General features: G+C 54.1%; 10 protein-coding genes. 7 read left to right on the top strand and 3 right to left on the bottom strand.

The annotated features are described in order from the left end of the window. Positions 1-134 precede the first annotated feature (134 nt). The gene (locus O5O45_RS13415; protein WP_305905722.1) at positions 135-698 is read left to right on the top strand and encodes a DUF6160 family protein; all 564 of its coding nucleotides are present in this window, start codon (positions 135-137) and stop codon (positions 696-698) included. 155 nt (positions 699-853) lie between these two features. Here O5O45_RS13415 and O5O45_RS13410 read toward each other — a convergent pair whose 3' ends face one another. Further along, entirely contained in the window at positions 854-1,474 is a 621-nt protein-coding gene (locus O5O45_RS13410) for a hypothetical protein (protein ID WP_305905721.1), read from the bottom strand. A 267-nt stretch (positions 1,475-1,741) separates the two neighbouring features. Here O5O45_RS13410 and O5O45_RS13405 point away from each other — a divergent pair, with 267 nt between their 5' ends. From O5O45_RS13405 to O5O45_RS13390, 4 genes are all read left to right on the top strand, one after another. Then, positions 1,742-2,734 (top strand): DUF58 domain-containing protein, encoded by a 993-nt coding sequence (locus O5O45_RS13405; protein WP_305905720.1) that lies wholly within the window; start codon positions 1,742-1,744, stop codon positions 2,732-2,734. Next, positions 2,727-4,736 carry a transglutaminase TgpA family protein gene (locus O5O45_RS13400; protein ID WP_305905719.1) on the top strand — a complete coding sequence of 670 codons (2,010 nt, stop codon included), beginning with the start codon at positions 2,727-2,729 and terminating at the stop codon, positions 4,734-4,736. The genes O5O45_RS13405 and O5O45_RS13400 overlap by 8 nt, the downstream gene beginning before the upstream one ends. 150 nt (positions 4,737-4,886) lie before the next feature. After that, positions 4,887-5,894 carry a DNA polymerase III subunit delta' gene (locus O5O45_RS13395; protein ID WP_305905718.1) on the top strand — a complete coding sequence of 336 codons (1,008 nt, stop codon included), beginning with the start codon at positions 4,887-4,889 and terminating at the stop codon, positions 5,892-5,894. A gap of 134 nt (positions 5,895-6,028) precedes the next feature. Next, positions 6,029-7,492 carry a tetratricopeptide repeat protein gene (locus tag O5O45_RS13390; protein ID WP_305905717.1) on the top strand — a complete coding sequence of 488 codons (1,464 nt, stop codon included), beginning with the start codon at positions 6,029-6,031 and terminating at the stop codon, positions 7,490-7,492. Positions 7,493-7,528: 36 nt separating this feature from the next. Here the strand turns inward: O5O45_RS13390 and O5O45_RS13385 are convergent, their stop codons facing one another. Together O5O45_RS13385 and O5O45_RS13380 are read right to left on the bottom strand one after the other, a co-directional pair. Next, entirely contained in the window at positions 7,529-8,980 is a 1,452-nt protein-coding gene (locus O5O45_RS13385; RefSeq protein ID WP_305905716.1) for a rhomboid family intramembrane serine protease, read from the bottom strand. Positions 8,981-9,097: 117 nt separating this feature from the next. Then, positions 9,098-9,724 carry a riboflavin synthase subunit alpha gene (locus O5O45_RS13380; protein ID WP_371748006.1) on the bottom strand — a complete coding sequence of 209 codons (627 nt, stop codon included), beginning with the start codon at positions 9,722-9,724 and terminating at the stop codon, positions 9,098-9,100. 336 nt (positions 9,725-10,060) lie between these two features. Here O5O45_RS13380 and O5O45_RS13375 point away from each other — a divergent pair, with 336 nt between their 5' ends. Both O5O45_RS13375 and O5O45_RS13370 read left to right on the top strand, forming a co-directional pair. After that, complete coding sequence (locus tag O5O45_RS13375) at positions 10,061-11,005, top strand: hypothetical protein (RefSeq protein ID WP_305905714.1); 945 nt, start codon at positions 10,061-10,063, stop codon at positions 11,003-11,005. 458 nt (positions 11,006-11,463) lie between these two features. Continuing rightward, positions 11,464-12,675 carry an ammonium transporter gene (locus O5O45_RS13370; protein ID WP_305905713.1) on the top strand — a complete coding sequence of 404 codons (1,212 nt, stop codon included), beginning with the start codon at positions 11,464-11,466 and terminating at the stop codon, positions 12,673-12,675. Positions 12,676-12,743 lie beyond the last annotated feature (68 nt).

The following is a 12,743-nucleotide window of genomic DNA, read 5'->3' as shown; positions in this document are numbered from 1 at the left end:
AAATCATCCTTTCTCAGACAGACGATATACGCAATGGCTTCAGTGGGCGTCGCGTCTGCCTCGCGCTGAGCGAAAGGCTCTTAAGCGCCTGCAGTAACAAAAGCTCTAGAGATGTAAGGAGTGTGGAGGGGAGTATGAAAAAGACTGTGTTTGTTTGCGCAGCGATGTTCTCCACGGCGGTAATGGCCGAATTAAAACCGATTAACGATCAGCAGCTTAGCGAAGTTGTGGGGCAAGCGGCTCCCGTTATCGAAATAAACGGTCAAGTCACCTATGAGGCGATCGCCTACACCAACCCCGACGGGGTGCGGGAAGTTATCTATCCTGGTCAGACGTCCAGCGACGGGGCGGTTCACGATGACAATGTCTCCCTGCAGGGGATGACCTTTGGAACCCCGCGCACGGGGACGCTCGTTGACCTGTTTACGGCCGTTTTACCACTGCGTTATGGTGAGATTGACACCAACGGAGATGGCGTCGAAGATCGCGGCGCGGCGATATTCAGCTTTCAGCCCAATGTGGGGTTCGGCACGGGATTTATGCCGCTGGATATTCAGCAGAGCGATACCTCTGTGAACATCGATGATCAGGTTTTTCTTACCAAACAGGGGTTGGTGATTCTCAACGCCCCGATCAACACGGATATAATCAATGTCGGCGCAGATGCGTATAAACTGACGCCGATAAAGATGTTCTGAAAATGTCTGATTGCGTCAGGCCGGGATGGAAGCCTGTGCTTGGCGAGCCTGCTCTGATAAACCGCCGAAGTGAATAGTATCTGTTGTCCGCCTAACGGCGTTTCTTAGCACACCGTAAATAGAAAAGCTCACTGGGTAGTGAGCTTTTTGCGTGGCTACTGCTGAGGCAACGTCAGCGTCAGATCAAATCCCCCACTGTCCCGGGGAACTAAATCAATCATACCGCCCTGGATGCGCTCAGGGATGATGATGTTATCCACGCCGGGTAAATTGTTTCCGATCGTGATGGTTAATTGCTGGCCGTTGGATTGTAGGTTCAACTGGTCGCCGTAGGGCAGTTGCGCCATGTCCGGATTCAGCGGAGACAAAACCTGCTGGAATGTGAAGGCTCCCTCTGGAATCACTAGGTCTGGATGGGGCAGCGGACGTTCGCTCAGCGCCGCCAGTTCCGGTTGCGTATAGGGAATAAACGCAAGTTCCCGTATCACTTGGGCGGCGGCTTCTGAAGAGTCTTTAAACTGTTGCTGATCCACCGTCAACGCGGTGTTCAGTTCTGACTGCTCTTCAGCTTCTGTTTTTACGGGCTCGCCGGGTCCGATGGTGTAGGTGACGACCCGCTTTTTCTCCGGCTTTTTGGGTGCGGGGGTAACAATGATGGTGGAATCTTTAATATAGGTGTCGGTCAACTCGCCGCTGGTCATTGATTTGACTTCCGCGCGGGCGGTCAGAACAAGGCCGGTGGCGGCCAATCCGAGCAAAATCCTTGAGTAGTTCATAGCAGCGCCGTGTTTTACAATTTCGTGTTAAACGTAAATTTTCCAACAACCGATTCTCATGGGCCCGCTGCCGAAAGCATGCGTGGAGAAAAAATAATTGCGTTCGGCCACAAGCGTTTAGGTGGAATCCAGTTTTACTGCGTATACTTACATTTTCAACCGATTGATTCGCAAAAGCCACTGTATCGCGCGAATTTTGATTAATTTTTGTAAGCCTGTATTTCCCTGGCCTGCAAAAGACAAGGACAGAAGTTAAGTAGTAGTGTTATGACAACCGGCATTCGGCAAAAATCAGGAGCGCGCATCGGCGGTCAACTCGGACGCCGCATTGATAAGTGGGTGGAAAAGCGGCTGCCGCCGGTAGAGGAAGCCACGCTGTCGCATCGGGCGATTTTTGTATTGCCTACGCGGTGGGGGGTGGGCTTCGTGATGCTGGCGGGGCTGATTCTCCTCACAGGAATCAATTATCAAAACTCCATGATCCTGGCTGTGGGCTTCTTTCTTATATCTATTTTCGTGGTCAATATCCTCATCGCCTACCGTAATATGTCGGGGCTGGTTATCCGGTTTCATCGCGCAGGTTCCTGCTTCGCTGACGAATTGGCGGGGTTTGAGTTTCTGGTGACGGCGTCAGAACATGGCGCCGCCGCGGTGCAACTCGGCTGGACGCCGGATAGCTATGTCACCCTGGACTTGGATCAGCATGGACAGCGACGCGCGGTGATTGAATATCGCTGTCGCAAACGAGGCTGGCTGACGCCGGGGCGTATGCTGATTACGTCTACCTATCCGATGGGACTGATTCGCGCCTGGTCCTGGCAGGACCTGAACGCCAAGGCGCTGGTCTATCCCAGGCCGGCGACGCAACCTCAGTTTAAGTGGAGCGCCTCCCTGGCTGAGGGCGAAGGCAAAGGCGATTCGCACATCGTGGGGCAAGAAGATTTCGCAGGCCTGCGCACTTATGTTCCCGGCGAGCCGTTAACCCGTATCGCCTGGAAGAAGTATGCGCAGCAGGGGGAGTTATACAGTAAGGAATTCAGTCAGCCGGAACTGGACCCGGACTGGATTGATTTTGACGCCTACCAGGGGATGGAGACGGAGCTGCGTCTGTCTACGCTGTGCGCCCAGATTTTGGAGCTGGAGCAAAAAGGGACGCCTTACGGATTACGTATGCCCGGTTGGGCGTGCGGGCCTGGCTCAGGTCTTGAGCATCGCAATAAATGTCTGACTGCGCTGGCGAAGTATCCTGATCATGTTTAAGCGAAGTTTTGAGGAGTCTCCCGCACTGGATACGCGGGCGCTGGTATGGATGGTGGTTTCTCTGGCTGCCGCCGCAGGCGCGCACTGGAATCATGTGCCAGTGTGGCTGCTTGGATTCGCGTGCGTGTCCGTATTTTGGCGCACCAGAGTGTATCAAGGAAAATGGTCCGCACCCTCGACCTGGGTGAAAGGCGGAGTCATGGTGGTGACCTCCGTCGCCTATGTGTTCTCGACGCAGGCGCAGTTTACGGTGGAGACGGCGGTCGGCTTTTTTGTGTTGGCTTATGCGCTGAAGTTGCTGGAGCTGAATCAGCGGCGCGACGCCTTCCTGTTCAGTTTCATGACGTTGTTTTTGCTCTGCCTCGGCTTCCTGTTCACCCAGTCTCTGTTCGTCAGTCTCTACATTTTCATCGCCATGGGATTGAGCTTTGTTGCTCTGATGGCGGTGAACCAGTCGCTTAAATCCCGTTCCATTGGCGCTACTTTTAAAGGCGTGTATGGCTCCATGGCGGTTGCAGCGCCGTTGTTGATCGTGATGTATCTGTTCTTTCCCCGCTTTGGTCCTTTGTGGGCGATGCCGCTGAAGAGCTCCACCGCGTTTACCGGGCTTGATGAAACCATGTCGCCGGGAGATGTGGCGAATCTTGCCCAGTCAGGCGAGCGCGCGTTTCGGATTGTGTTTAATGGACCGCGACCGGCCTACCGGGACCTATACTGGCGCGCTTTGATCCTGGATCGCTACGACGGTACGAGTTGGAAGCGGTCATTCAGTCAGACCAATCGCGACCGCCAAGGCGCGGTCAGACCGGGCGCCAGAACTCAAACTGAGCAATGGGATTATGAGGTGCTGCTGGAACCCCATAATCGTGAATGGGGCTTTGCGCTGGATGACGCCAAGGTGGCGCGGGGCGCGCCTTTCTCAACGCCGGACCAGCTGGTGAGATTTATGAGAGACGTGAAGTCCCCTGAGTGGTATCGCGTCATCAATCAAGCTGAGGAATATAGAGAAAGCGCCCAAAGCTTCGCCCGCTTTAGCAGCTTGCCGCAAGGCTCCAATCCCCGTACCACTGAATGGGCCAGACAATTACGCGAGACGACCCCTGACGCCGAAACCTTTATAAAAACGGTAATGACGCGCTTTAATCAGGAACCCTACGCCTATACCTTATCGCCGCCGCTGTTGACTTCGCCGAATAGAATTGACGAGTTTTTCTTCGACACGCGTCGCGGCTTTTGCGAGCATTACGCCAGCACGATGGCGTTTATTTTACGCGCGGCGAACATCCCGTCGCGGGTGCTGGCCGGGTATCAAGGCGGAGAGTGGAACGAGCAGGGTGGCTTTCTGGTGGTGCATCAGTATGATGCCCATGCCTGGGTGGAAGCATGGCTGCCTGAGCGCGGTTGGGTGCGTGTCGACCCAACCGCGGCGGTGGCTCCGCAAAGGGTTGAGTCGGGCATTAGAGACGCTGTCGCGGAAGAAGGCACATTCCTGCAAAATACGCCGCTGTCCCTGGCCAGATACAACCATATTGGCGTTTTCGCCTGGGTGACCAACAATCTGGAATACATGAACTACATGTGGCAGAAATGGGTCGTCAATTACGATCAGGAGAAGCAAAGCAGTTTCTTCAAACGCTGGTTTGGCGATAGCGACATGAAGACGATGCTAATGATACTCGCCGGCGTCTCCGTTATGGTCTTCCTCGCTCTGTCGTTACTGACCCTCAAAGCGGAGTGGCGGCGCAATAAAGGCGATCCCATGGTGCGTTTGTATCGATCTCTGCTGAGTCGAATGCATAAGAAGGGACTGTTGCTGGATGCGGGACTGACGCCTGGGCAGGCATTGGCCCTGGCGACTAGAAAGTGGCCGCGGCAGCGTAAATTGCTGCAGCAGATCTTTAGCGAGTTTGAGCAAAACCTGTATGCGGACGACGCAGGCGGCAGTCCAGAAAGAGTGCGCCGCCTGAAACGGGATATCAAGCAACTGGCCTTGAATCCTTGAGTCGCCGGAACGGCCTGTGCGGCGGTATTCCTCCAGAGGCGGGGACTGACATGTGCTGGCCCTGCTGATGCAGAACAGATAACAGGCGGATAATAGATGCTGTTTGTCTGCCGGATAAATAAAACTGAATAGCACCAAAATAGAGTACTGATGTCCGATTTGACGGAAATATCCCTGGATCAACTTCCCTGGCTCAGCAAAACCTGGCGCGATTGGGTGGGACTGGCGCACAACGACAAAGTGCCTTCCGCTATTTTAGTAGCGGGGCAAAGCGGCGTTGGTAAAAACCGTCTGACTTCCGAATACGCTAAATTTCTATTATGCGAACAGGCTCAGCGCCTTGAACGCCCTTGTGGCGACTGTCGTTCCTGTAAGCTGATAGACGCGGGGACGCACCCTGATTTGCAATGGGTGGCGCCAGAGGACGGCGCCAAAGCCATAAAAATTGACCAAGTGCGCAGGCTGGGAGATTTTATCTACGCCAGACCGCAAATCTCCCGTCGCCGGATATGCGTGCTGACTCCGGCGGAGGCGATGAACGCCTATTCCGCCAATGCCATTTTGAAAACGCTGGAAGAGCCGCCAGCCAGCGCCGTCATCCTGCTGGTTTCGCAGCAAATCAGCCTGTTGCTGCCGACGATTCGCAGTCGCTGTCAGATATATACACTGGCCGCGCCGAATAGAGAGTCTGTCGTGAACTGGCTGGCCCAACTGGATGTGCCCAAAGAGCGCGCCTATAGTTTGACGGAAAGCGCCGGCGGTCGTCCTTTGACCGCTCTGGCGTGGCATAGTCAGGATATACTGGAGTTACGGGCGGAAGTATTGGCCGACTGGCTCAACTACCTGGAAGGGCGGGTGGATGCGTTCACCCTGGCGGAAACCTGGAGCAAGCTTGATCTAGAACGGCTTGCGGATTGGCTGGCTATCTGGCTGAAGCAATTGCTGACCGCCACGCAGATAGCTGAGGGCGAGGGGAGCGAGATGGAAGCGGCCCTGGCGGGCGTGAGCGCGCGTCTGGATACGCAGCAGCTGGTTTCACTCTATGCTGAGCTGATCGAAATAAAGCGTTCTCTGGTGGAACAGCGCAACCTGAATCCGCAATTGATGTTAGAAAGCTGGTTGTTGGCGAACAAGCGCGTGCGCAAACGCAGGAAATAATCGCCTTCGCCAGAAAATGGTCGACAGTTTTATGTGTGCGACAGCCGTGCGCTCGCAAAGTGGGTCGTGCGCTCCTTGAGCTGGAGCCTGGAAAACGAGTTAAGTAGTAAGTTAGCAAAAGGAAAAATACGCGCGTGGATGTTTATTGCAGATACCATCCCACCCATGGAGCCAACTGGCAGTGCCTGGGGTGCCATGTTCAGCTCTGCGGTAGTTGCGTTCCGGTAAAGCCGGGCAAAGGCGCCGCTACCTGCCCCTTGTGTCAACAAGTGATGCGATATTCCGCAGAAGGCTCAGCGGCTGAGGTCACGCCATTCTGGCAGCGGTTGAACGACTTCTTCGCCTATCCTATGGCCAGGGACCCCATGATACTGGTGGCCATTTGCACGCTGGTGCCGCTGGCCCTGGGTAAAGACCTGATATCACTGATCATCGCTATCGCCTTGTTTTGTGCGCAGGTCAAATACATGTATAGCGTCATTGAGACCACCTCCAAAGGCGTGTTGAAGCCGCCTGAGCTGTTGGCCGCGTTCAGCGGCGGCGGGTTATTGCTGGTCATTCAGCAGACCTTGATTTTTATTGCTTTTGGCGCGCTCATTGTTGTCTCCGGAATATGGGGCGGCTCTTTTCTGATGGTCCTGGCCGTCGCGTTTTCCGCGCTGGTTCTGCCTGCCAGCATTATGTTGCTGGCAATTGAAGGCAATGTGCTGGACTCAGTGCACCCTATGCGACTGATTGGTTTCATTTCCAGCATTGGCTGGCCATATTTTGTTCTTTATGGTTATTTGCTGCTGCTGTTTCTGGGGCTGGGCGCGGCGCAGGACTTTGTGCTGAGTAACTTTTCCCAGACCCTGGGCTTTCCTTTAGCAGGACTAATTTCCAGTTACTTCATGCTGGTGATCTTCAACATGCTGGGTTACCTGTTGTTTCAGTATCAGCATCGCCTTGGCCTGACGCCTGATGAATCCCTTGATGCGCCGCCGCAGAGCCCGGAAGCGCTGGCGCAGCGGAATGATAAGCTGGCGATGGCTGAAATCGACATCAACCTCAAGGAAGGGCGTTATGAGGCGGCGGCGGGGCTGCTGCGCAATTTGTACAAACGCAAACCGCATGATCTGGTGGTGCTGGACCGTTTGTACAAGCTGCTGCTGGAGACCAATGCCTGGTCCGAGCTTTCGAAAACGTCAAAGCCGGTTTTGCAGATGTTGGCGGATGCGGGGCGGATTCATGAACTGAAGCTCGTGCTAAGAGGGCTCTACGGACATTTCCCCGACTATACGATCAACGATGAGACGCTGTTGTACAATGTGGCGCAGGGTCTTTATCACTCCGGCGATTTCAGGCTGACCTTGAAGCTGTTGCAAGGGTTCAACTCCCGGTTTCCAGAATCCGCACATGCCGCAGACGCGATTATTATTATGGCGCGCACTCTGGCTAACGGGCTGCACCGAGCGGATAAAGCCAAAGAATATTTGCTCTATGTGCAGAAGCACTATCCGGATCATTCCGCAACGCCGGAAATTCCTGCATGGATTGAAGCAATGGCGAAGAACGGCAGATTACCGGAGCCGGTCGCCAAGTTTGGTCTCTCATCTTAAGGGCGCGTTGCGCGCCCATATACGGTCTTAAGATTCTTAGCCTTCGAGCTGTCTTAGTTCACGCTCATATTTCTGCGCCTTGACGTCCATTTGCCGCGCTTTGAGAGCCTGAATCAACGTGCGGTAGCACTCTCGCACTAACTCTGGATTGCTGATGCTTTTCACTACCACGCCAAATACCTGCTCAGCTTCTTTAATCAGGTTGTTGTTGAGGCAGGTGTTCAAAATGCGGAAGTGGTATTTGTCTTCCAGACGAGAGTTCTCTTTGGCGTACTTTTGATACTCGCTCCAGATGAAATAGGCATGATTAAAGTCCTGCATCTTCAGGGCGTGCTCCAGCACTGCGATGGTGAACTGCAGGCTTTCCTGAGTATCCGGTTTCACTTTATACAAATGGAATAGCTGCTCCTGAATCCCGATGTGTTCAGGGTGTTTTTCCCTCAGCGCTTTGAAGCGTTCCCGCGCACGTTGGAAGTCGACGCGTCCAACGGCTTCCATGGCGCGAGCCAGTTCTTCACGCATGGACTGGTCCTGTTCTTCCGGGGAATGAGTGATTTCCTGTGCGGTCCTTGGCGTCAGTCTATCCAGGGGTAGGATGATAGCCGCCCCCGCCACCAATCCTGCAGCGTGAGCGACGTAGGCGACATTAGAGTCAACATAAGTGAAGTATTCGTAAAGCTCTTTGCCCACCCATACCGGCAGCATGATTAACGCTGGTGCGCGGAAGTAGTTGAAGTACACATAAAGAAAGGCGAAAAAACGGATTTGCTGTAGCCTGTAATGCGCCACATACATGCCCATCAGTCCTGACACAGCGCCGGAAGCGCCGACCAGCGGCGTCAGGCTGCCGCCTTCCACCATGCCGAAAATAAGTCCTGAAACCACGCCGCAGAACAGATAAGCCATAACATAGAGTGCGGCGCCAAGAATGCGCTCAATGGCGAATCCAAGTAAAAAAAGCATGACCATGTTGCCGAAAACATGTCCGAAGCCGCCGTGAAGGAATTGATACGAGAACAGGTCCGCCAGCTCCATTTGGCCAGGAATGAGCCCCATCTGTAAGTGACTGAGCTGGCTCAGGTAGCGCTCCTGGAGGTAAATGCGCTGGGACTTCCAGGTTTCAAACGCGTCCGGCTCAATAAACTCCTGTCCATTCTGCATCAGATAGCTAACAAACTTTCTATCGGTCAGCATGTAGGGAATCAGTTCTTCGCCGCGCCCCTCGTTGACGGCTTTGCGCGCCGCCGCTGACAGTTCGAAACGATTGTCCTGACCCAGGCCGATGTGGCGTTGCAGGTAATCTGCGTATTCCGGCGCCTCCAGTTTGACCATCTGATTCTGATCGTAGTAATGGGCGGCGTCCTGCCAGATCCGGTTATCTTTGCCGCTGAGGTAAAAGAATATGGCGAAATTAATGAAGATCAACAGCAGGGTGGCGACCGGGGGCTTGCGCCAGTTGATGGTCTGTTCGGCGGGAATAATCAGCATCTTGGGTCTCTAACTACCTACAGGGAAAGCACAAGGAACGGATTGAAAACTCATAGGAAATAATTATCGGAGATAAGCGGGAAACGCGCCACTGCGGCGCGCTTCCAATGCCGGTGATCAGGACCCGGCGGTCAGGTTCTCCAGATAGCGGGGCAGCAGTCGCTCTAAGCTGTCCACCAGCGTTTGCGTCTGCGGGTCGACCTCTATGTTGACCTTGTCGCCCGGCTGCAGAGCGCTGAAGGTGGTGACGCGCAGTGTTTCCGGTATCAGGTTCACTCTGAACCCGTCCTTACTGACGGAGCCGACGGTCAGGCTGGCCCCGTTGACGCCAATAAAGCCTTTGTCGAAGACGTACTTGCGCAGCTCCGGAGGTAACTGAAAGTCCAACGCCACATTATTCTCCGTACGCTCTATGTGGGTCAGCACCGCGACATCATGGATATGCCCAGACATCAAATGCCCGCCAATTTCATCGCCAATTCGCGCGGCATGCTCGAAATTGGCTTCGTCACCTTCATTGAGGTCGCCAAGGTTGGTCAGGCGTAATGTCTCCGTCATAAGATCGAAGGCGATAAAAATCCCGTCAATGCGCACCGCTGTCAAACAGGTTCCGTTGATGGCGACGCTGGCGCCGATCTCAGTTGATGATTGGTCGGTGGGGAACTCAAATTCGTAGGTGTAAAGACCTTCGCGGCGTACGGCTTTGCGCAGAGTGGCTTTGCCTTGAACGATTCCTGTAAACACGGTGGACTTATCCTTTCGCTGAGGTAAATGCTTTTTGTGCAGGTGGCCATGATAAGCGTCCATGGGCGTATTTTCTAACTTTTCAGGCGTATTTCTCTGAGGGGTCGAATCGGGAGAGAAGATCCAGCTATACGTTTTGTTGCAAGGGAGGCGCGTATACGCCAAATATTCGGCTTGCGCTCTGGGCGAACTCCGACTGACATTACGGTAATGTGTCGGTTTTTCTAATGAATTCAGACGACTGGCGCGTCTATTGCTAAATACTCTTAAATTGACGAAGTTTTGGCGCAATGGGCGCTGGTGACCCGTCCTCGTTATTCCTCTATAGTTTTCGATATGAAGATACATAACCCGAATGAGTTTGACCTGGACCCCAAGACGCTGCGCTCATTGGCCCGTGGCGATATGGATCCGGTAAGGCGTGCGGTGGAGGAACACCGTAGCAATACGTTGCCCGCGGCCAAAGAGCCTCCGCCCACTGCGAAGACCCCCGCTAAAACGCAGGTAGCGCCGAAGTCGGATCCGCGCGCCAATAAAGATCTGGCCAAGGCGAAAAGCAACAGCGCTGTGACGCCTGCCCAGGGAGCCCCTAAAGCAGAACAGAAAAAAGCGGAAGCAGCGGAAAGCGAAGAAGACCGTAAGCGCCGCTATCGGGAGACCGTGGCGCAGCGCAATCAACTTACTCAGATTCTCCGAGAATGTGAGGCGCTTGAGGTCATGAACTACGAAGTGTTGGCGATCAAACACTATCCGCAGACGATTGATGTGATCAGCGCTCGGCGGCGCAGGGATCTCTGGCTCTTGTCGTGCCTGCTCAGTTTCGCTGTGTTTCTGATTGGCTGGCAGGGCGGACTGAACGCCTGGGTCGCTGGTATCGCCTTTGGCTTTTTCGTCGCTTTATCCGCCCTGGCTATTCCGCCGCTGCGGCGTCTTGTCATCAAGAATGCTGGGTATAGTGAGTTGGTGCGCCAGAGAAAAGAGCTGGAATTTCGCGCGATCACCCATATCCGTATGCTGGAAGGCGGCAACGGTTTGGCGTATCAATGTCTGATGATGTCTCCTTATCGTAAAAGTCTGCTGGACAGGCGCTATCGGCGTCTGGTCACTCTGAGCCAGCAAGGGCAGTTGATCAAAGCTATGCGGACGGTCGCCGCCATTCGTCTCTATCTGCAATATCTCCTGGAGGCGCAGCAGGCTTTTGAAATAGCCAAGAACAAATACATGGAAGCCAGCGCCAAAATAAAGACGGAGTTCGCGGATTTAGCGCTTTCTGAAGCCTGAGTGCAGCCCCTTTTACGGTCATTGGTGACTGCCGTCGTTCGATTCACCTATCCCTCCTAATCAGGCTTTCAACCCTTGTCGCCGCTCCCGCCATAGATTTTGTTCTCTGGAGAAGCAGGGCGAGCTCTCCGTATGTTACGCGCGCCTTGCGGATTTTCTTGTATTCATGCGTGCGCTTTTATGGAGCGTTTTTTCAATTTCTATTTGCTTCTGTCTCATTAAAGGGCGCTGCGCGACTGGTATGGCCTTAAGTTGGTGCGTTTTTGGTCTGGAATTTGCTGATTTAGTCGACGAGTGGTGGCCGGCAAGTGTGATTTTTGGCCGTAACTCAGCGAAAAAACAAACTAATACAACGGACTGCTTAACTCTAAGACGGATCGAGAATAACAAATTCAAAAGCACTATTTGTGTGCATCATGCTGAATTGCGCACCATGCAAGAGCGTAACAGGAGATGGAATGAACGATACTAATAATGCGGTGGAGACCTTGCTGCAAGGCGCCGACACCCTGTTTATCCTATTGGGAGCCATTATGGTGCTGGCGATGCACGCCGGCTTTGCCTTTCTCGAAGTGGGAACTGTGCGCCATAAAAACCAGGTAAACGCCCTGGTGAAAATCATGACTGATTTCGGCGCTTCCACGTTGGCGTATTTCTTCGTCGGCTATCAGATCGCTTATGGGGTCAACTTCTTTTCCAGCGCCACCGAATTGAGCGTAAACAGCGGTTATGAGCTGGTGAAGTTCTTCTTTTTGCTCACTTTTGCGGCGGCGATTCCCGCCATTATTTCCGGAGGCGTCGCGGAACGCGCCAAGTTTTACCCTATGCTGATCGCCGCTTCAATCTGTGTGGGCGTAGTGTATCCCTTATTTGAGGGCATGGCCTGGAATAGCGCCTTTGGTTTTCAAGAGTTCTTGCAAGAGCGCTTTGGCGCCACTTTTCATGATTTTGCGGGGTCTGTCGTCGTGCATGCTGTGGGCGGCTGGATCGCCTTCGCCGCGGTGTACTTGCTGGGGGTGAGAAACGGTCGTTATCGCAATGGGCAATTGGTCGCCTTTGCGCCATCCAACATTCCTTTTCTTGCGCTGGGCGCCTGGATACTGACGGTGGGGTGGTTTGGCTTTAACGTGATGTCCGCGCAGACGTTGGGCGGTGTAAGCGGGCTGGTTGCGCTCAATAGTTTGATGGCGATGGTGGGCGGCATTGTGACGTCGATGCTGGTAGGGCGCAAAGACCCCGGATTCATTCACAACGGCCCTCTAGCCGGGCTGGTGGCGGTATGCGCCGGTTCCGATATTATGCATCCGATTGGCGCGCTTATTACCGGTGCAGTGGCGGGAGCGTTATTTGTATTCCTGTTTGAGTACATGCAAAAACGCCTGCGGAAACTGGATGATGTATTGGGCGTTTGGCCTTTACATGGCGTCTGTGGTTTGTGGGGCGGCGTGGCGGCGGGCGTTTTCGGGTTGCAGTCATTCGGCGGCCTTGGAGGCGTCACATTCCTGTCGCAACTGATCGGTTCGCTCACCGGCGCGGCGTTGGCGTTGTCAGGCGGATTTGTAGTCTACGGCGTGGTAAAAAAGCTGTCTGGACTACGTTTATCAGAAGAAGAGGAGTACCAGGGGGCGGACTTGGCGATTCATCGCATCGGCGCCAACAGCATGGACTGAGTTCCCTGAAGTCGGTGGGCATGACGCTGCAAGTCGCGCCCGCCGGCGCATAAGGGAACTTCCGACTG

The sequence above is a fragment of the Hahella sp. HNIBRBA332 genome (assembly GCF_030719035.1).
Taxonomy (GTDB): Bacteria; Pseudomonadota; Gammaproteobacteria; order Pseudomonadales; family Oleiphilaceae; genus Hahella.
The sequence above is the reverse complement of the archived record's forward strand: the minus strand, read 5'-3'. Positions and strand labels throughout refer to the sequence as shown.